Source organism: Salinibacillus aidingensis (assembly GCF_055393355.1).
In genome coordinates, this window is sequence record NZ_AP043759.1 from 498718 (window position 1) to 518864 (window position 20147).

The window sequence follows — 20147 nt, forward strand, 5'->3', positions numbered from 1 at the left end:
AATTTATTTATGTGTAGTCATAAAGTGCGAATATAGTCGGAATTTGTCTGTTTTACAGAGATTTTACTGAATATTTACACCTAATTAACGAATGATGTATTGACCAGGAAGGATACGTTGTCTACTATAAAAGAGAAGGGTTTTTAATTGAAAAATAGGAGGGGAATCATGAAGAAATTTGTGTCGAACAAACTTTTAAATGTGCTCATTGTATGGACCATTGTGTTCGCCAACTTTTTCACATTGTTCGGAAATCCAGTGAGTGCGGAAAGTGAACAAGGTGACGACTTATTTATTTCAGAGTATGTTGAAGGGTCGTCCTACAACAAAGCCGTTGAAATTTATAATGGGACAGGACAGGCAGTAGATCTCTCTCAGTATACACTGGAGCTTTACAGCAATGGCAATGAGACACCGAATCAAACCTTGAATTTATCAGGAAGCCTGTCTGCTGGAGATGTTTATGTCGTTGCTCACTCCAGTGCATCAGCCGAGATTTTAAACGTAGCAGATGTAACAGCAGGTGTGATTAATTTTAATGGCAACGATGCGTTTACCCTGACGAAAAATGATACTCCAATTGACATCTTAGGTACCGTTGGACAGGATGGTGATTATGCCAAAGATGTCACCCTTGTACGAAAAGCCTCCATTACATCAGGAAACACCACATACACAGAAACAGAATGGAATTCCCACGGAAAAGACACATTTGAATATTTAGGCAGCCACTCTATGGACGGGGAACCATCAGATCCTGGAGACCCTGGTGATCCTGTTGATCCAGGTGAGTCTGTAAGTATTGAAGAAGCGCGAAGCTTAGCAGTTGGCACTGAAGTAACTGTAGAAGGCGTCGTTACAGCCGATAATGCAGCCATTGGCGGTGGGCAACTATCGACATACATACAGGATGAAACCGCTGGAATCAATGTCTTTAATTTTGATGCTACCGGTTACCCCGTATTGGAAAAAGGGGACCGTGTGCAGCTGACAGGGACGATCGATGAATATCAGGGACTGCTTGAAGTTGTGCCAAACAACAGTGATTCTGTAGAAGTATTAAGCGAAAATCAACCATTGCCTGCACCACAGGAAATTACACTGGCAGATATGCAGGATAGTTCAATCGCCGAACCTTTGGAAGGATCCCGTGTTCAGGTGAATGGCTATATTTCCTCCATTCCTGAAAGCCCTGCAGGCGGGGGATACAATATTTCCTTAATTGATGAAGAATTTAATGGAACCACTTTAAGAGTCATGGAAGGGGCCCTTGATGTATCCCAGCTTGAAGAAGGAACATGGTATGACATTACGGCGATTTTGAGTCAGTATAATTCCTACCAGCTCATTCCGACAGAGGCCGCAGATATTAAAGTAGCTGATGAGCAGCCGGAGCCGCCATCTGCCGCCGGGGAATATACCTCAACCGTGGAATATGTGACAGATGGAGATACCATTCGTCTTGAAACCCCTGTATTAGGTTCGGACCGGGTGCGCTTTGTCAACATCGATACGCCGGAAACCGATATGGGATCAGCAAACGGTGCGCATGGTGAAAATCAGGATGAGCATGGCGAGGCCGCTAAAACCTACCTGCAATCACTACTGCAACCAGGAGATGAAGTGACCTTAAAAATTGGGGATGAGCCTACCGATAATTATGGCCGTCTTTTGGCTCAGGTGATCAATAAGGATGGTATCAATACCAATCTTGAGATGGTTCGGGAAGGCTATGCTGCCACATACTTTCTATGGCCATTTGGAGAAAATGCTCAATATGACACGTATCAGTCAGCCGTGAAAGCAGCAAAGGATGCAGGAAAAGGTATCTGGAATCCGGATAACCCATTAATTGAGCTTCCTTTTGAATACCGGGCGATTTTAGAAGGTGGCGACTTTGATAAATTTGTTGGAAATTCAGATACCAGAGAATATGTGGAACCTACTGAATTTGAGCAGGTTCCGGTGCATAAGCGGATCTTTTTCTGGAGCGAAAGTGATGCGATTGAAGCCGGTTATACTGCGGCAGATGATAGTGGAGGAGAGCCGGTAAATCCAGGAGAGACCGTTTCTGTACAGTTCTTAGGCTTAAATGATTTGCACGGAAAAATTGATCAGGAATATGAACTGGACATAGATGGTGATGGCCAAATGGATGGAATGTTTGGCCGGATGGATTATGTTGCCAGCTATTTAGAAGAGCGAGAGCAGGAAAATCCGAATACGTTAAAAGTACATGCCGGTGATATGATCGGAGCAAGCTCCCCTGTGTCTGCGCTTTATCAGGATGAGCCAACCGTGGAAATTATGGAGGAAATGGGCTTTGATGTTGGTACGGTCGGCAACCACGAATTTGACGAAGGTACAGAAGAGCTCATGCGAATGGTGAATGGTGGAGATCATCCTGAAGGAACAGAAAACTATGATGGTATGAACTTTGATGTCCTTTGTGCCAACTGTGTCGATAAAAATACCGGTGAAACCATCCTTCCGCCATATGCCGTGAAAGAAGTAGCCGGACAGCAAATTGGCTTTATCGGTGTAACCACTCAGGAAACACCGGAAATGGTGATGCCGGATGGGATTCAGAATATGGACTTTACGGACGAGCAGGAGGCGATTGATCAGGCAGTTGATGAGTTAACCTCTCAGGGGATTGAATCGATTGTCGTACTATCCCACGTTCCCGGCAGCCAGTCTGGTGAAGCATCAGCAACCGGTGCAGTCGCAGATTTAGCGAGATCCATTGATGATGAAGTCGATATGATTTTTGCTGCTCATAATCATCAGGTCGTAAATGGAGTGGTTGATGACAAACTTATCGTACAGGCGTATGAGTATGGAAAAGCATTTGCGGATATTGACCTTGAAATTGACACGGAAACCGGCGATATTGTCGACAAGCAGGCGGAAATTGTATATACCGATCAAAGCAAGCTGGAGCCTGATACGGAAGTTGCCTCGATTTTAGATAAGTATTCTACTCTTATTGAAGAAAAAATGAATGAGGTCCTTGGTTATAATGCCTATGATCTAACGGGTGATTACTCCAACGATGGAGATCATGGTTTAGGAAATTTTCTTGCTGACGGCATGAAATGGGCCATGGACAGTGACTTTGCAATGATGAACGGTGGCGGAATCCGTGATGATTTATTAGCCGGCGAAGTGACCTGGGGAGATCTGTTTAACATTCAGCCGTTTGGAAATGTCTTAATGAAATTTGACATTAAGGGTGAGGATCTCTATCCGATTCTGAATGCACAGCTGTCTTCCCAGTACGGTCCGGATTACAGTATCAGCGGATTCCACTATACATGGGACCCTGAAACCACTGAGGTCGTGGACATTACACTGCCAGATGGAACACCAATTGATGAAAACAAAACCTATACATTAACAGTAAATAATTATATGGGCACCTCCCAGGGAGAGAAATACCGTCCTATTGGCGAGCTCGGACAAAATCCGGTCATGGGCCCTGAAGATATTGAAGCTACGGTAGACTTCATGAATCACTTAAATACAACAGAGGAAGATCCTCTGAATTATCATCCTGATGGGGAAGGCAGAATTACAGAAGGAAGCGCCATTGATTATCAGGATGTTACAATGGCTGAAGCCCGTGATGCAGCTGTTGGCAGTGGGGTCATTCTGGAAGGAATCGTGACCTATGTGGACGGAAATAACTTTTACGTTCAGGATGAAACCGGTGGAATGGTCGTTCGTTCAGCTAATTTAGAAGCAGAAGCGGGCGATAAAATTCAGGCTAAAGGGGTAACCAGTGAGTATTACGGACTTCTTCAGGTTGTGACAGAGGATGCGGAAGTAACAGAAACCAATGCTGGTGAACCTGAAGCTGTAACCGTTCAGGCAGCTGATGTTGGTGAAGCTGTTGAAGGACAGCTGGTAGAACTCGAATACGTGACAACCCAATCGGTAAATGAATTCAATGAATATCAGGCTGAAGATGTTTCAGGCGAAGTTGTACTGGCAGATGAAGAGAATCTATTAGCAGAAGGCCAGAACTATAAGAGTTTAATAGGAGTTGTCACTTACAGTTTCGGGGGGTACAAAGTTATTCCGCGTAAACCGGAAGATGTTACGAAACTTTTCTTCGTTCATGAAGATGGAGCTGTAGAAGATGCTGCTGAAACTCTGGTTGAATCCAGTAATCTACTGGGGCTGGACAGAGTTAAAGAATTACTAAAGGAACAGCTGACAGAAGTCGTAGAAACAAAAGGAAATACAAAACAGCACATTAAATCAGTGGTCCATCATGTTTCCAAGTCTCTAAGCAAAATTGAACAGGGCAAAGGAAATCGTGCTGTTGAGCTGAAGAAGATTGAGCGTGAGTTGAATAAATGGTTTTAAAATGAACTCCATGCGGGTGGGGAGCCCGTATGGAGTTTTTACTGGATTGTAAATCAAATCCAGGAATCATTTGGTGTTTTGTCGCAAGATTTATCTGGAATTAATTAAAGATTAAGCTCTGCCCCATATTTCAGTGAAACGGCCAAAGCAATCATTTATCACGCATTAACTGGCCGTAATACCCCCCACTTCAAGTTCTGAGGTTACCCCAGCAAGACAAAGTGGGGGATAAACGGCCAGTAAAATCCTGATAAGTTCAACTAACCATCAGTGGGGGATGGAGAACCCCCCCACTGATGGTTAGTTGAACTTTATAAAAAATTTATTGACAATTTAATTACCAATCTGTTATAGTTATCTCAAGTTAAAATTAAACGAATTCGAGATATTATATTTTAATATTTTTTGCATAAGTATCTCGAATTAATAATAATGAAAATGGGAGGAATTTAAAATGGCAAAGTACGCAGTTGATCAGGCACATTCTGAAATTGGCTTTGAAGTCAAACACATGATGGTTTCAAAAGTAAAGGGAGTTTTTGAATCTTACACGGCAGAGGTGGAAGCTGACGATTTATCAGATCTAACAACCGCTGATATTTCATTCAAATTTGATGTGGCAAGCATTAACACCCGTAATGAGGACCGTGATAACCACTTGAAATCTCAAGACTTCTTTGATGTGGAAAAACACCCAACGATTGAATTTACGTCAACAAACATCACGAAAGACGGCGATGATTACAAAGTGGCTGGAGACTTAACCATTACTGGTGTTACAAAGCCTGTAACCTTTGATGTTGAATTTGGTGGACAGGGAACAGATCCATGGGGCGGAACAGTTTACGGTTTTGAAGCAGAAGGAAAAATTGACCGTGAAGATTTTGACCTGACATGGAATGCACCACTGGAAACCGGCGGCGTTCTCGTTGGTAAAGAGATTAAAATCAAACTGGAATTAGAGTTAAACCCGGCAGAATAATAAAGGTTCAAATATAAATTCTAAGCAGTTCAGTTTTGGAGTACAAATATTGAGGCAGTAATAAAAATGAGCATCTAATGACAATATAATTGATGCTCATTTTTTACGTTATACGAACAGTTAACATGAAAATACATATCGAAATGATGCCTGAAATGCAGGTGTATTTACAGGAATGAATTTTAATGCAGGGTACGAATTCGCGTGTGCTATTTTAAGCAGATACTTTCACTTACTAATCATTTCTCTAATAGGAGAACGAAGCTAATATCCGTATGTTTCTCCTTCTTTTAAATTTAAGGTGCGATTGTTAATTTCTATAGTGCTATCATTCTTCCATTCCACTTCAACATGCTCTTCTGTATCACGATAATAAATTCGTTTTTTAAACCAAAGTGGTCCATTTAATTCTCCTCTTATTCCAAATGAACCAGCCGCCCCCGCATCATAACGATAAAAATCAATGGAGTAATTGCCATCAGGAGATTGTACTGTTTTAATGTGTTCATTCGCTCCAAATGAAGAAGCGAATAACGATAACATAATCGCCAGAAAAAGAATGATAGACAATAAAATTGAGTTAATTACAGTTAACCAGCTTCTGGTTTTCGTTCGCCAATTTCTTTTATCTTTAAAACCAGTAATTCCTAAAATCAAAGCTAACAAACTAAACATAAACAAAATATAATTTGGAGGGGCAATCAACCAAGTATGACTAAGATTAGAATATAATGAGTAGACAGCCAATCCTAAACAAACAAGGATTAAATAAAAAGAGCCTAAGCTGTATCCCTTTTTCACAAAGTTCTCCCCCTGTCTTTCTTCTTGCATTCTCCTGTCAGTTAGTTGTATGAGCATGTCTGTCCTCAAGTATATTATAAAATTAACATAAAATATAATATCCTTTTCAATAACAATTTTAACCGAAAAGTATCTTTGAGTAATTGGGTATATCATTTCTAATGTTTTACTGAATGACAGACAAATCATTTCTGAGGTCAAAAAAAGAGCTTTCGCAATGTCTGCGAAAGCCAAATAGTGAAAACTAGAAAGGAAGGGAGTCCTGAGCAAATCAACTGCTCAAGTCTAAAAAGGGTAAGAAATGAACGAAAGAATTTGTCCGGCTTCAGCTCCCAGTTCAAACCCACATAAGTATAAGCTATTACGCTTAACTGGTTACTTCCACCTTTACTGAAGACAAATTTTCTGAATTGTTTATAATGTTAACATAAACATTATGCGAAGGCAAATAAATATTCAAGTAAATGTATGAAAATTCGCAAAAACTCTTTCCTTACCCTCTAACAATGCTATTTTCCAGGGGTTTCATAAATTCATCTCAACCATTTTAGAAAAGGGAATGCATAAAAGATACGCCATTTTAAAAGAAATTATTAAAATCTAACAGTTATTTCAGAGGGAACCCGATTCTATTAAAAACTGGTTCATGCGTAACTTTGGATAAGAGCTATGGTTAAAAAAGTAAGTGACAGTATAAGGAATTTTATCAAGGAGTATTTGATGAAGTTTTCCTCATTTTTCACCCTTTTTTAAACCCAAAACAATTGATATAGATTTATTTAAACCAAGTTCATATCCAAGTAATAATGAAATTATAGAGGATTGTGAAATAATTTCCTGGGAGAAATTCTTGAAATTGTCGGGAATAAGAAGTTTTAAGCAGTTAGATATAGGATTACAAACTGGGATTTTGCGATTAAAAGAAGAATATCAGGATAAAAAAACAGTACAATTAATTGAAAATACTTGTATCAAGGAAGGAATTATAGAGCCTGTTGAAGGCCTATTTCCTCCTCTGGTTATGAACAAATTACTTAAAAGTATAAAAAGACTAGGATATAACTGGATGTGGATAGGTGATGAATTTGGGACAGAAAGAAAATTAGAATATATTGACGATTTTGTTAGCCATAGCGATATGTTAAACAAAGGAAAAAATTTATTTACACATAATCATAATATCTTGATTACTACCCATTGGGATCGTCATTTATCACTATTATGTTCGGATAAAAAAACTGTAGAGTATTTAGTAGAGTCATGTAGCTTAGAAGGTTTTTATTGTAACAAAAGTACACAAATAAATTGGAGTATGCAATAAAGGGAAACTTCCATCAGTGGGGGTATTACGGCCAGTTCATGCGTTATAAATTTGCTAGGGTCTCATTGAGTTTTTCAAATAAAAATTGAAAAGGCCGGGACAGTCCCCAGCCTTTAAAAGGTATATATTCTCAGACAGCCATTTTTTCAAATGCATGGTCAGCAGCTTCCAACGTCTCTTCAATATCTTCATCTGTATGGGCAATGGTGAGGAACCAGGCCTCAAATTTGGATGGAGCTAAGTTAATGCCCTGCTCCAGCATCAGCTTGAAGAATGTTCCGAACTGATCCTGGTTTGTTGCTTCTGCTTGATCGTAATTCTCAACCTTTTCATCCGTGAAGAAAACGGTAAGAGCACCTTTTAATCGATTAATGGTAATCTGTATGCCATGTTTTTCTGCCTGTTCAAGCAGCCCATGTTCAAGTTTTTCTCCTAATCGATCTAATTTTTCATAAACACCTTCTTCTTGAAGAACCTCAAGGCAGGCAATTCCGGAAGCCATAGATGCCGGGTTTCCGGCCATCGTACCGGCCTGATATGCGGGTCCCAGAGGTGCCACTTGTTCCATAATATCTACACGGCCACCATAGGCTCCAATAGGAAGACCGCCGCCAATGATTTTTCCTAAAGCGGTCATGTCCGGTTCAACGTTTAACAACTGCTGAGCGCTTCCGTATGTAAAGCGGAATCCTGTAATGACCTCATCAAAAATAAGCAGGGCGCCAGCATTATGGGTTAATTCTTTCACTTCTTCCAGGAAGCCTTCTTTTGGCTCAACGATTCCGAAGTTACCGACAATCGGCTCTGCCAGGACAGCCGCTACCTGATCGCCCCATTTTTCCAAGGCCTCTTTGAAGGGCTCAATATCATTAAATGGAACCGTGATTACGTCTTCAGCGATGGAAGCAGGAATCCCGGCTGAATCCGGTGTACCCAAAGTTGACGGTCCGGAGCCTGCCGCAACCAGCACTAAATCAGAATGGCCGTGATAGGAGCCGGCAAACTTAATGATCTTATTACGGTTTGTATAGGCACGGGCGACACGGATGGTTGTCATAACAGCCTCTGTTCCTGAGTTTACAAATCGCACCTTCTCCATTGATGGAATAGCCTCTTTCAGCATTTTGGCAAATTTATTTTCCAAGGCGGTTGGAGTACCATATAAAACGCCGTTGTGCGCTGCGTCCGTAATGGCTTCAGCAATATGCGGATGTCCGTGACCAGTGATGATCGGACCATAGGCACCTAAGTAATCAATATACTTATTGCCATCCACATCCCAGAAATGTGCCCCCTTTGCTTTCTCCATAAAGATTGGTGTACCACCACCAACCCCTTTATACGCACGGGAAGGAGAATTCACTCCCCCAACAATATGTTCTTTCGCTTCTTTATATAACTTCTCGGAATTTGTTATATCCATACAAATACCTCCCATTTCGAAAATCCTCTATTATTGTAGCACAAACAGAATTTTGGGACAGTCCCCACATGCTTTAAAGCATGTGGGGACTGTCCCGCTCCGCTTTAAAGCACAAAAGTATTTGTACCTGGAGGAAATATCACGTATTAACTGGCCGTTTATCCCCCACAAGACTAAGTGGGGGATAAACGGCCAGTAAATTCCTGATAAGTTCAACTAACCATCAGTGGGGGTTGGAGAAAACCCCCACTGATGGTTAGTTGAACTTTATAGTAAACTATATATAATGGGAACCTTTTCGTATAAAATGGAGTCTTAGAGATAAAGAAGGAGGGGGAAATGTGTCTGATGAGAAAGATGTGGCCCTGGCTCAGGATGGGGATAAAGAGGCCTTTAGCCGTCTGATTAAACGACATCGGCATTCCATGTATCGGGTTGCAAAAGGGATTTTAAAAGCAGATGCCGATTGTGCAGATGCCATTCAGGAATCGATTATAAAAAGCTATCAATCTATACGTCAGGTCAAAAACGCAAAATCTTTTAAATCCTGGCTGATGCGCATTGTCGTGAACCAGTGCTATGACATGATAAAAAAGCAAAAACGGGTCGTACCTATGGAATCCGTTGAATCCGTCCATCATCATCAAGAAGCAGGTCCAGCCTATGATTTATATGATGAGCTACAACAGTTAAAAAGCAATTATAGAATTGTGATTATGCTTTATTATTATGAGCAGTATTCTATTGAAGAAATTTCTAAGATTTTACGAATCAGGAAAGGCACGGTGAAATCCCGTTTAAACCGCGGGCGTCGAAAGCTTACAGAAATCATAAACCTGAACGAACTGGAAAGGGGGAATGAAAGTGGATGACAAAAAGCTGGATCAGTTGCTTAGAGAACACGCTGAAAGAGTAGAGGAGGAATTACCTTATAGTGTTGAGAAAAGAATCGATCAGACTCTGGAAGACCTCCCTGATTCAGTGCCAGACAAACAACGGGGGTTTTGGTCAGCGTGGATGAGGTATGTATTAACGGGGATTGCAAGCGTGATTTTTGTGGTAATAGCCTTGTCTTATTATCAAATATCAAATACACCAGTTGATAAGACAGCCAATCCTGATGAATCCTCTCAAAAATTTGATAAGACGTTTAGTCATGAGGAGCCTCCTTTTGAACATGAAGAACTGACCGAACAAATGGAAGATCTATTAGCAAAACAATATCCAATTGATGTGACAAATCTTGAAATTACCTTTGCCTTTCCTGTACAGAATCGATGGCTTGTCATGACAAATTTTACAGAAGAAGCACTTTTAACAGAAGTAACTGCTTTATTTGAAGTCAAGCGTTCTCAGCAAGATACCGACGTTAATTTTTTGACAGTAAATAACAAAGTTGATGCCCACTGGTATAATGAAGACCATTATGTAGGGTTCGGGTCGATAAACAGCTTAAACCGGTTCATTGAAAAGGTAAGAATAAAAACAGAGAATCATAAGTTTATCAGTAATATTCATAATAAAAACTATATGTATGTAAGTGCAGAAAAACCGGAAAAAGTAGAGTTCTTAACCTCTGAGGGAACAGTTATCAGGACGTTAGAAACCTTTAACTTTGATGAGCAGTATCCTTTAATTGCCCAAGTAGAAGGACAATATGGATTGTTGGTTGTAGGAAATGATCAAGTAGTAATTTCAGAGTTTCTGGATAAACACGGGATTCGGAATGTGAGCAATTATTCCGTCATGAATTCCCTGAAATCTGCAAATGACAGATTTACCTTTCTGAATTCAGAAAAAGCCCCGGTCTATGTCGTCTTTGATGACAAAGAAATGGTATATAAAACCCATAACCGAAATGATCTAATAAAATTTTTAAAGGAAAACTAACTGCGTCGGGACTGTCCCCAACTCTTTTAAAGCGCTAAAGCGATAAAATTTCTTATTGACATTTTCTTGTTTGGACACTATCATAATAATCAATCAATTCGAACAACGGAAATATTCGGCGTTGATGAAGAGGAGTAGCTTTTGTTGAAGCTTCAGAGAGCTGGTGGCCGCTGCGAACCAGTGCGGAGACATAAGTGAATGGACTTCTGAGCCTCCAAACCGAACTCCGACGTGTGGATAGTAGGCTTTGGCGAAGATCTCATCGTTACAGGAGATAGGCATTGAAGCAGTATTTTGCGTAGATGCTGATAGAGTGAATTGCTGATTTGGCAATTAATAAAGGTGGTACCACGGGTTCCTCGTCCTTTTGGATGGGGAACCCTTTTTGTATGTTAAGGGTTTTTCTATACCACGTTTCTAAAAAGTAAATACCTGAAATCATTGAGTAAGAGGAGTAGGCCTATCCGATTCATCCCAGAGAACCGGGGCACGGTGAGAGCCCGGTATGATAGGATTTGCTGAATGGACTTACGAGAGTCTTCCCGAACGGAAACCGTCAATAAAGTAGGGAAGAACGGCCTTCACCGTTATCCGGATAGGGTATAGGCAATCCTGTGCCCGAAATGAGCGGGATCCTTAAGACATCACTTAAGGTCCAATGCGAGGTGGCACCGCGGTGAATCGTCCTCCAATTGCACAGGTTATATGTGCAGTTGGAGGTTTTTTTATAGTCAAAAGTCATTTGAGCACAGAGTCTTAAGCTGAGAAGAGGAGGTTAGCAGAGATGAGTACACAGGCAGGGGCCAGTTCAGGCCGGAAGATTCAGGTAAAGATAAGGGAAATTAAAGGTGATACACTTACGCCTATTTCCATATTTCACCGGCTGAAGGGTCCGAAGAAATTTTTACTGGAAAGCTCCCTTAAGCATGAAGATGCAGGGCGTTTTTCCATGATTGGCTCTGACCCTTATTTATCAATTAAAGGCACAGGTGAAAAAAGCACGATGCAGCATTTTCATCAGGAGCTTCACACTACACAGGAATATAACGAATCAGCCCTGCGCCTGATCCAGGAGCAGCTGGGCGACATTGAAACTGATGCGCCGATTCCCTTCCACGGTGGGGCAGTTGGCTACGCAGGTTATGATACCGTTCGTCAATTTGAACAAATAGGTAAGGTTCCACCTGACAGCCTGAAGATGCCGGACATTCATTTTCAGTTTTATGAAAAGGCAGTAGTCATGGATCACAAGCTGCAGAAGGTTTACTTAGTCGTCCTGAATTTATCAGGCGCACAGAAAGAAGAGGGAATGGAAGCGGAACTTAACGCAATGGAAGAACAGCTGAAGACTCCTTCACAAAATGAATTTCAGACAAAATCCATAAAAACAGGTGATTTCACAAGCAATGTAACGAAACAGGAATACGAAGAAAAGGTGAAAAGGATTCAGCAGCATATCAGGCAGGGAGACATTTTTCAGGCTGTTTTATCCCAGCGGCTGCAGGCTGAATTTTATGGAGATGCTTTTTCCTTCTACCGCAAACTCCGAACGGAAAATCCATCGCCCTATATGTTTTACATTGATTTTGAAGATTACCTGATCCTTGGAGCGTCACCGGAAAGCCTGATCAAAGTTCAACATCAGCAGGCCATCACCAATCCAATTGCCGGCACGAGAAAACGGGGCCGGACCGAAGAAGAAGATTTAAATTTAGAAAAAGACCTTCTCGCCGATGAGAAAGAGCTGGCAGAGCACCGAATGCTGGTGGATCTCGGACGCAATGACATCGGCAGAGTATCTGAAATAGGTTCTGTAGAAGTTTCAAGGTATATGGAGATTGAGCGCTACCAGCATGTGATGCACATCGTCTCAGAGGTCAAGGGGCAGCTAAGACCGGATGTCAGCAGTCTGGATGCATTAACGGCATGCCTGCCAGCCGGAACGGTATCCGGGGCACCCAAAATCAGGGCCATGCAGATTTTAAATGACCTGGAACCGACCAAACGCGGCCCATACTCAGGTGCCGTTGGCTACATCAATGTAAATGGCGACCTTGACCTGGGGCTGGCCATTCGGACGATGATCATCAAAAATCAAACGGCGTACGTACAGGCCGGAGCCGGTGTTGTTATGGACTCTGTTCCCAAAAATGAATATGAAGAGACACTGCAGAAAGCGAAGGCGCTGTTGGAGGTGGAGCGATGATTCTGTTAATCGATAACTATGATTCCTTTACGTATAACCTGTATCAGTACTTGGGTGAGCACAAAAAGGAGGTCATCGTGCGGCGAAATGACCAGATTACCACCGACGACATTCACCAACTACAGCCGGAAGCTATCGTTCTTTCGCCAGGGCCCGGTTACCCGGAGGATGCAGGAAATTGTATCGAAATCATTCAGACCTTTTATCAGCAAATTCCGATGCTTGGGATCTGTCTGGGCCACCAGGCGATTGGCTCAGCTTTCGGGGCCATAATCACTCCGGCTCAGCAAATGAAACACGGGAAAACTTCATCTCTTAAGCATGAGGGAAAAGGCCTGTTTCAATCGATTACAGTGCCCATCGAAGTGATGCGCTACCACTCTTTGGTCATTGAAAAACAGACGTTACCGGAACCGTTTGAGGTGATGGCAACAGCCATGGATGATGAAGAGATTATGGCTTTTCAGCATCCGGAATACCCACTTTATGCGCTGCAATTTCATCCTGAATCGATTGGGACGGAAGCTGGAAAACAGATGCTTCGTAATTTTCTAAGGGAAGTAAAAACAGGTGTTTAGAAATTCATTTTTGAAAGGGGAAATCGAAAGTGAAAAGCTATCTTGAAGCGTTAGCCAACGGTGAAAATTTAGGTGTATCCGAAATGAGTGAAGCTGCAGGTCTTCTCTTTGAGGACTCTGTTTCAGACAGTGAAATCGCTGCTCTTCTTATGGGGCTGAAAATGAAGGGAGAAACCTCTGAGGAGATCGCTGGATTCGTGGAAGCCCTCCGCCGCCATGCGCTTACGTTTTCAAAAACCTACCCGGGCATTATTGATAACTGCGGGACCGGCGGGGATGGCTCACACAGCTTTAATATCAGTACCACCTCTGCATTTGTCCTGGCAGGAGCAGGTCTTAAAGTTGCGAAACATGGAAATCGCAGTGTCTCCAGTAAAACCGGAAGCGCGGATGTCCTCGATGCACTGGGAGTTGCGCTTGATTTTACCGTGGAAGAGGTTGATGAGCTTTTGGAGGATAATGGAATCTCCTTCTTATTTGCTCCGCATGTTCATCCAAAAATTAAACGCATTATGAAAGTCAGAAAGGATCTGAAAGTGCCTACTGTCTTTAATCTGTTAGGACCACTCATTAATCCTGTTGAGCTTGATACCCAGCTGCTCGGAATCTATCAGCGGGAAGGACTGGAGATGATGGCCCAGGCGCTTCATCACTTAGGACGTAAACGTGCAGTGGTTTTAAATGGAGCAGGATATATGGATGAAGCCTCTCTGGCCGGAGAAAATCATGCCATCCTGTTGGCGGATGGAAAGCTCGAGCGGTTTACCTTTCATCCGGAAGAGCTCGGGTTAAACACGTACCCGCTGGAAGCCATTAAAGGCGGAAATGCTCATGACAATGCAGAGATTTTACTTCGTGTCCTAAAAGGGGAAAAAGGAGCGCCCTATCAAACAGTGCTGTTAAACAGCAGTCTTGCGCTCTTAGCCCATGGAACGGCAGCTGATCTGAAAGAGGGTATCGCACTGGCAGAGGAAAGTATTCAGTCAGGTGCAGCTCTTTCCAAACTAAACTACCTTATTGAATTCAGTCAGAAGCGTAAGAAGGGAGTAAAAGAGGCATGACAACTATACTGGATGATATTTTAAAAGAAAAAGCAAAAGAGGTTCAAAAATTAAAAGACAGTGGAGCCGTTGAGCCGGCGTCAGATACCACTGTCCATTCGCTATACGATTCCTTTATGAACAGTGATCTTTTAAGTGTGATTGGGGAAGTGAAACGGGCTTCCCCATCCAAGGGTGATATCGATAACCAGGTCAATCCTGTTGAGCAGGCCAAGGCTTATGTGGAGGCAGGAGCAAAAGCGATATCGGTCTTAACAGATACCCCGTTTTTTAAAGGGACCATGGATGACCTGGCTCAAATTAGAAAAGCGGTGGACGTCCCGATTTTGTGTAAGGATTTTATTATCGATCCAATACAGATAAGGCGGGCAAAGGCACATGGGGCGGATGTCATTTTACTCATTGCCAGTGCACTGCCAAAGAATGAGCTTGTGTCATTATATAACGAAGCCAGGCGAAACCATTTAGAGGTGCTGTTTGAGGTGCATAATGAAGATGAGTTAACGATTGCGCTTGATATGGATGTGGATATTATAGGGATTAACAACCGGAACCTCAAAACCTTTGACGTGAGTCTTGATGTGACAGAGACCTTAGCTGAAAAAATAAGGGCTGAGGAGACGCTGGTCATCAGCGAAAGCGGAATTAAATCAAAAGGGGATGCAAAACGGGTAACAAGAGCCGGTGCAAAGGGCATCCTTGTAGGAGAGACTTTAATGAAATCTGATAATATCAAAGAAACTCTTGAGGAGCTGGTCGTTCCATTAGGGAGTGATCAGGGATGAAGGTGAAAATCTGTGGTGTGAAGAATATCCACGCTGTAAAGGGCGCAGTGGATGCAGGTGCAGATTTTATCGGTCTGATGTTTGCGGAGAGTAAGCGCAGGATTTCCATTGATCAGGCAAAAAAGTTAGCCACCTATATACCGCCACATGTCAAAAAAGTCGGTGTGTTTGTCAATCCGAATTTGCGTGATGTTTTAGAGGCCGTTCACACAGTAGGCATAGATGCTGTCCAATTACATGGCGATGAATCCCCCGCTTTTTGCAGCGAAATCCCGATTCCTGTCATTAAAGCCTTTCACATGAACGGAAAAGAAGATATCGAAAAGGCTGGACATTACCGAACCGACTATTATTTATTCGATAGTCCAGGGGGCAGGTACCGGGGAGGAAGCGGCATGACCTTTGACTGGGAGCTGCTTCAGGATGTGGATATCCCCAGAGAAAAGGTTATTCTTGCTGGAGGACTACGACCAGATAATATTCAGGAAGCCATTCATGAAGTGAAACCGGCAATGGTGGATGTCTCCAGTGGTGTCGAGACGAACGGTGAAAAGGATGCGGAAAAAATTCAGAGGTTTATAGAAAAGGCAAAAAAGGAGGAGCTTGTATGACTACCTATCAGCAGCCTGATCAGCTGGGCCAATTTGGTCCTTACGGCGGACGATATATCCCGGAAACATTAATGCAGGCAGTGATTGAACTTGAGGAGGCTTATGATGAAGCGCAGAAGGATCCGGAATTTCATCGTCAGCTAACCTTTTACTTAGAACAATATATTGGCCGGAAAAATCCGCTCTATTTTGCGGAAAATCTTACCAAAGAGCTAAGAGGGCCGAAGATTTACCTAAAAAGAGAAGATCTCAATCATACGGGTGCCCATAAAATAAACAACACGATTGGCCAGGCGCTTTTAGCGGTCCGCATGGGGAAGGAAAAAATTGTAGCTGAAACAGGTGCCGGCCAGCATGGTGTGGCTACAGCTACGGTCTGTGCGTTATTAAATTTAGATTGTGTCATTTTTATGGGACAGGAAGACATTCGCAGGCAGAAGCTTAATGTTTTTCGGATGGAATTACTTGGTGCAAAAGTCGTCGGCGTGGATCAAGGCAGTGCTACCTTGAAGGATGCGGTTAATGAGGCGCTTCGGTACTGGGTCACTAACGTAGAGGATACCCACTATATTATCGGGTCCGTATTGGGGCCTCATCCATTTCCGAAAATGGTACGGGATTTTCAAAGTGTGATTGGGAAGGAAACGAAGGAGCAGTTTTATGAGCTGGAAAATCGTCTTCCAGAGGCGATTGTTGCTTGTGTAGGCGGAGGAAGCAATGCAATGGGGATGTTTTATCCCTTTGTTGAGGATGAAAAGGTGAAGCTGTATGGAGTAGAAGCAGCCGGCAGTGGTCTTGAAACAGATAAGCATGCGGCAACCCTTACGAAAGGATCTGTTGGTTCTCTGCATGGGGCCATGATGTATTTGCTCCAGGATGAAAACGGGCAAATTCAGGAGGCCCATTCGATTTCGGCCGGACTGGATTATCCGGGTGTCGGTCCTGAACACAGTTTTCTAAGGGATGAGAAGAGAGTCACGTATACATCTGTTACCGATGAAGAAGCGCTGGAAGGCTTTCAGTTGCTCTGCAGTACAGAAGGAATCATTCCCGCGCTGGAAAGCTCCCATGCGATTGCCTGCGCAAAAAAGCTTGCTTCCGATATGACGCCGGAAGAATCGCTGGTCATTTGTTTATCCGGACGTGGAGATAAAGATGTGGAAACCGTAAAAGCTGCATTAGGAGGTGGAGAGCATGACTAAAACCGATTTAAACGAGGCTTTTCAGGTGGTGCACAAGCGTGGCGATAAGGCCTTTGTTCCCTATATTATGGCCGGAGATGGCGGATTACATTCTCTGGGAGAAAAAATTGCTTTTTTGGAAAAGGCCGGGGTTACGGCTATTGAAATTGGGATTCCCTTTTCGGATCCTGTGGCTGATGGTCCCACCATTCAGCAGGCTGGTTCACGGGCATTAAAAGAAGGAACCTCTCTCCGCGCTATTTTGGACCATTTATCGGGGATTCGGAATCAGGTACATGTTCCTCTCATTTTGATGACTTATTTAAATCCAGTCTATAAATATGGTGTGGAAACGTTCAGTAAGGATGCAAAAGAAGCAGGGGTAAGCGGGTTGATAATTCCTGATTTACCGATCGAGCAGGCTGGTGTGATCAAACCTTATCTGAAACAGGAGAATCTTGCCCTCATTCAGTTAGTGACCCTTACTAGTCCAGCGGAACGTATGCAAAAAATTGTGGAAGCATCCGAGGGATTTGTTTATGCAGTTACGGTTAATGGCATAACGGGCGCCAGGTCCAATGTGAGTGATTATTTGGAAAGCTATCTGAATCGAATTAAAAAATACAGCGACACCCCTGTATTAGCAGGCTTTGGCATTTCCACACCTGAACAGGTCAGGGATATTGGAGGAAAATGTGATGGAGTCGTTGTGGGAAGTAAAATCATCTCATTATGGGAAGAAGGAAAATACGAGGAAATTCAAGAGCTGGTGGAATCAGGAAAATCAAAAACGGCCCTTTAATGCTTTAAAGGATGTGGGGACAGTCCCCACATCCTTTATATTTACCCGAGCATATCCCGGAGTTCTTGTATGCTTTCGTCACTTCCGGTTACGATTAAGCGGTCACCAAACTTAACCTCGGTATCCCCATGCGGGATGATGGATTCATTATCACGATAAATTCGTACAATAATCGCATCACCCAAGAATGGGAAGCGGCGTAATTCCACCTGATGATAGTCCCGGTTATGCATTTCGATTTCGATGAGTCCTTCCTCTGCCGTTGTAAAGATATCGGCTACGTGAGGGGATTGGACCATCGCCTTCATCATTGCTTTAGTAGAGAAGAAGGATGAAAAGACGTTTATATTATATTCTTTCAGTTGCTTACTCAGCGCCGGGGATTCAATTCGGGTAACAATATGATCATTTCCCAGCTCCTGAGCGTGCTTGGCTATTTCATAGTTTCGCTCATCATTATTTGTTGAAATAACTAAAACGTCCGTATTGAAAATGTCGTTCTTTTCCATCTCTTCAAGGGAAAAATCATTTATACCAATAACTCTGAATCTGGATCGATCCACTTCTGAATCTATGTTTTCACTTTTCTTTGTATGGAACAGGCATACTTCAAATTCATTTTTGTCCAATTCATTCGTTAATGGCAGTGTCAGTTGATTGGCTCCAACAACTTTGACCGTTTTTCTGGTACTTTTGACCTCTTTGAATGGAAAGACCTTTTTAAACAAGATCGGTGTAATGATGCAGGCAATGACTGCAAGCAGAATTAGCGCAGATGCCATCGTATTGTTAATCACACCAATACGCTGACCGATTTCAGCTGCCGCTACAACCAGGGATAAAGTTGACGTTAAAATAAAGCCGGAACCAAGAACCGTTTTCCAGTCATACCAGCGTTTCAGGACTAAAGCCGGCAGTAATTTGGACGCTAATAACCCGATTAACAATAGCGGAATGAGTAATATGACAGTTTTATCCTGGAATAAGGCCCATATATCAAGGTCAACCCCAACCATTACAAAGAAAATCGGAATGAGGAATCCATATCCAAAGGAATCCAGCTGCTCAACGATTTCCTTCTTTGGAGAAAGTAAGGAGACCAGCACACCTGCCAGGAACGCTCCTAAAATATTTTCTGCGCCAAGTGATTCAGATAAACCGACCAGCACCATTAGTAATGCGAAAATGGCCCTTGTCTCAATCTGGACAGTTCCAGTTGATAATGATTCAAAGAATGGACGATTTCTGAAGAACTTTCCGCCAAAGTAAAGCAGTACACCCGCAGCAAATAATAAGAGGAGCAGCCACGTATTTCCTCCTTCTTCGTGGAAGGAAACAAATACTGCTAACAGAATCATCGTTACTAAGTCAGCGAGTACGGCTACGATAAGGATGATCTGGCCAATGCCGGTTTTCATGATTTCGGCTTCTTTCAGAGTGGGGACAACGACACCGAGAGATATGGTCGAAATCACCAGTGTCATAAAGAATACATTATCCACTAATCCTGCCAGTTCCAGTCCAAAAGAGATAAGGTAGGAAACCAGTAAAATGAGTCCGAAAACGATAGAAGCTACAAAAAATGAATTCGGCTGTTTTTGTCCGTTCATCTGTTTCTTCTTATTATTGGATTTAAAAACAGAAAAGTCGATTTCGACACCACTTAAAAACATTAGGAAAATAAAGCCTAACGTGGATAAAATCGTAATCCAGGGGTCAGGTTCAACAATGTCGAAACCACTTTTCCCGATAATTAAACCAACAATAATTTCGGCAACAACTACCGGGATTATATTTAATTTTAACCTTTTCAGGATTATAGGCGTTATAAATGCAGCAATTAATACAATAATTAATGATGTAACTGAAGTGTGTCCTTCCATACGACCTTCCTTTCTATATTGGAATTTAGGGTGTTAAGCACAGCCTCCCTATGATTTCAAAGGTTAAATATACAATATAACGAATGAAAAATAAAGCAAAAAGGATGCCGGGACTGTCCCCACATCCTTTAAAGCGCTAAAGGCATTTTATGTAGGTTTCCCTCTTAGATTTTGTTTCTTTTACGAAATTATGTGCGGCTGAAGATGGGATTCCACCTGACAATAAAAAAACAGGGTCAGATGGATATA

General features: G+C 42.5%; 15 protein-coding genes and 2 other annotated features. Of the genes, 12 read left to right on the forward strand and 3 right to left on the reverse strand.

What is annotated here, in order from left to right:
- Positions 1–168: 168 nt before the first annotated feature.
- Both ACZ5OK_RS02805 and ACZ5OK_RS02810 read left to right on the forward strand, forming a co-directional pair.
- Positions 169–4374 carry a 5'-nucleotidase C-terminal domain-containing protein gene (locus ACZ5OK_RS02805; protein ID WP_343842124.1) on the forward strand — a complete coding sequence of 1402 codons (4206 nt, stop codon included), beginning with the start codon at positions 169–171 and terminating at the stop codon, positions 4372–4374.
- Positions 4375–4828: 454 nt separating this feature from the next.
- Positions 4829–5356, forward strand: a complete 528-nt coding sequence (locus tag ACZ5OK_RS02810; RefSeq protein WP_343842127.1) for a YceI family protein — start codon at positions 4829–4831, stop codon at positions 5354–5356.
- A gap of 264 nt (positions 5357–5620) precedes the next feature.
- Here ACZ5OK_RS02810 and ACZ5OK_RS02815 read toward each other — a convergent pair whose 3' ends face one another.
- Complete coding sequence (locus ACZ5OK_RS02815) at positions 5621–6157, reverse strand: DUF5412 family protein (RefSeq protein ID WP_343842129.1); 537 nt, start codon at positions 6155–6157, stop codon at positions 5621–5623.
- Positions 6158–6926: 769 nt separating this feature from the next.
- Between ACZ5OK_RS02815 and ACZ5OK_RS02820 the strand changes: the two genes are divergently transcribed.
- Positions 6927–7478 carry a DUF2711 family protein gene (locus ACZ5OK_RS02820; protein ID WP_343842218.1) on the forward strand — a complete coding sequence of 184 codons (552 nt, stop codon included), beginning with the start codon at positions 6927–6929 and terminating at the stop codon, positions 7476–7478.
- Positions 7479–7608: 130 nt separating this feature from the next.
- Here the strand turns inward: ACZ5OK_RS02820 and ACZ5OK_RS02825 are convergent, their stop codons facing one another.
- Entirely contained in the window at positions 7609–8901 is a 1293-nt protein-coding gene (locus ACZ5OK_RS02825) for a glutamate-1-semialdehyde 2,1-aminomutase (RefSeq protein WP_343842132.1), read from the reverse strand.
- Positions 8902–9242: 341 nt separating this feature from the next.
- Here ACZ5OK_RS02825 and ACZ5OK_RS02830 point away from each other — a divergent pair, with 341 nt between their 5' ends.
- From ACZ5OK_RS02830 to trpA, 9 genes are all read left to right on the forward strand, one after another.
- Positions 9243–9773: a sigma-70 family RNA polymerase sigma factor gene (locus tag ACZ5OK_RS02830; protein WP_343842135.1), complete on the forward strand. Its 531-nt coding sequence runs from the start codon at positions 9243–9245 to the stop codon at positions 9771–9773.
- The gene (locus tag ACZ5OK_RS02835) at positions 9766–10791 is read left to right on the forward strand and encodes a hypothetical protein (RefSeq protein ID WP_343842138.1); all 1026 of its coding nucleotides are present in this window, start codon (positions 9766–9768) and stop codon (positions 10789–10791) included. Before ACZ5OK_RS02830 ends, ACZ5OK_RS02835 begins: the two co-directional genes overlap by 8 nt.
- A 112-nt stretch (positions 10792–10903) precedes the next feature.
- Positions 10904–11161 (forward strand) — a binding site (T-box leader).
- Positions 11162–11223: 62 nt separating this feature from the next.
- Positions 11224–11483, forward strand: a binding site (T-box leader).
- 92 nt (positions 11484–11575) lie between these two features.
- Positions 11576–12997 (forward strand): anthranilate synthase component I, encoded by a 1422-nt coding sequence (trpE, locus tag ACZ5OK_RS02840; protein ID WP_343842141.1) that lies wholly within the window; start codon positions 11576–11578, stop codon positions 12995–12997.
- Complete coding sequence (locus ACZ5OK_RS02845; RefSeq protein ID WP_343842143.1) at positions 12994–13575, forward strand: anthranilate synthase component II; 582 nt, start codon at positions 12994–12996, stop codon at positions 13573–13575. Before trpE ends, ACZ5OK_RS02845 begins: the two co-directional genes overlap by 4 nt.
- A 29-nt stretch (positions 13576–13604) precedes the next feature.
- Positions 13605–14636 (forward strand): anthranilate phosphoribosyltransferase, encoded by a 1032-nt coding sequence (gene trpD / locus ACZ5OK_RS02850; RefSeq protein ID WP_343842146.1) that lies wholly within the window; start codon positions 13605–13607, stop codon positions 14634–14636.
- On the forward strand, positions 14633–15421 hold the full coding sequence (gene trpC / locus ACZ5OK_RS02855) for an indole-3-glycerol phosphate synthase TrpC (protein WP_343842149.1): 789 nt from the start codon (positions 14633–14635) through the stop codon (positions 15419–15421). The genes trpD and trpC overlap by 4 nt, the downstream gene beginning before the upstream one ends.
- Positions 15418–16032: a phosphoribosylanthranilate isomerase gene (locus tag ACZ5OK_RS02860; RefSeq protein WP_343842152.1), complete on the forward strand. Its 615-nt coding sequence runs from the start codon at positions 15418–15420 to the stop codon at positions 16030–16032. The genes trpC and ACZ5OK_RS02860 overlap by 4 nt, the downstream gene beginning before the upstream one ends.
- Positions 16029–17234 carry a tryptophan synthase subunit beta gene (trpB, locus tag ACZ5OK_RS02865; protein WP_343842155.1) on the forward strand — a complete coding sequence of 402 codons (1206 nt, stop codon included), beginning with the start codon at positions 16029–16031 and terminating at the stop codon, positions 17232–17234. The genes ACZ5OK_RS02860 and trpB overlap by 4 nt, the downstream gene beginning before the upstream one ends.
- Positions 17227–18015: a tryptophan synthase subunit alpha gene (gene trpA / locus ACZ5OK_RS02870; RefSeq protein ID WP_343842158.1), complete on the forward strand. Its 789-nt coding sequence runs from the start codon at positions 17227–17229 to the stop codon at positions 18013–18015. Before trpB ends, trpA begins: the two co-directional genes overlap by 8 nt.
- A gap of 41 nt (positions 18016–18056) precedes the next feature.
- Here trpA and ACZ5OK_RS02875 read toward each other — a convergent pair whose 3' ends face one another.
- Positions 18057–19898, reverse strand: coding sequence for a monovalent cation:proton antiporter family protein (locus ACZ5OK_RS02875; RefSeq protein WP_343842161.1), 1842 nt, complete (start codon positions 19896–19898; stop codon positions 18057–18059).
- Positions 19899–20147: the final 249 nt, after the last annotated feature.

Excerpts from the sequence above, each read along its gene's own strand:
- ACZ5OK_RS02805 (WP_343842124.1), top strand. The coding sequence starts at position 169 with ATGAAGAAATTTGTGTCGAACAAACTTTTAAATGTGCTCATTGTATGG.
- ACZ5OK_RS02810 (WP_343842127.1), top strand. The coding sequence starts at position 4,829 with ATGGCAAAGTACGCAGTTGATCAGGCACATTCTGAAATTGGCTTTGAA.
- ACZ5OK_RS02825 (WP_343842132.1), bottom strand. The coding sequence starts at position 8,901 with ATGGATATAACAAATTCCGAGAAGTTATATAAAGAAGCGAAAGAACAT.
- trpE (WP_343842141.1), top strand. The coding sequence starts at position 11,576 with ATGAGTACACAGGCAGGGGCCAGTTCAGGCCGGAAGATTCAGGTAAAG.
- ACZ5OK_RS02845 (WP_343842143.1), top strand. The coding sequence starts at position 12,994 with ATGATTCTGTTAATCGATAACTATGATTCCTTTACGTATAACCTGTAT.
- trpC (WP_343842149.1), top strand. The coding sequence starts at position 14,633 with ATGACAACTATACTGGATGATATTTTAAAAGAAAAAGCAAAAGAGGTT.
- ACZ5OK_RS02860 (WP_343842152.1), top strand. The coding sequence starts at position 15,418 with ATGAAGGTGAAAATCTGTGGTGTGAAGAATATCCACGCTGTAAAGGGC.
- trpB (WP_343842155.1), top strand. The coding sequence starts at position 16,029 with ATGACTACCTATCAGCAGCCTGATCAGCTGGGCCAATTTGGTCCTTAC.
- trpA (WP_343842158.1), top strand. The coding sequence starts at position 17,227 with ATGACTAAAACCGATTTAAACGAGGCTTTTCAGGTGGTGCACAAGCGT.
- ACZ5OK_RS02875 (WP_343842161.1), bottom strand. The coding sequence starts at position 19,898 with ATGGAAGGACACACTTCAGTTACATCATTAATTATTGTATTAATTGCT.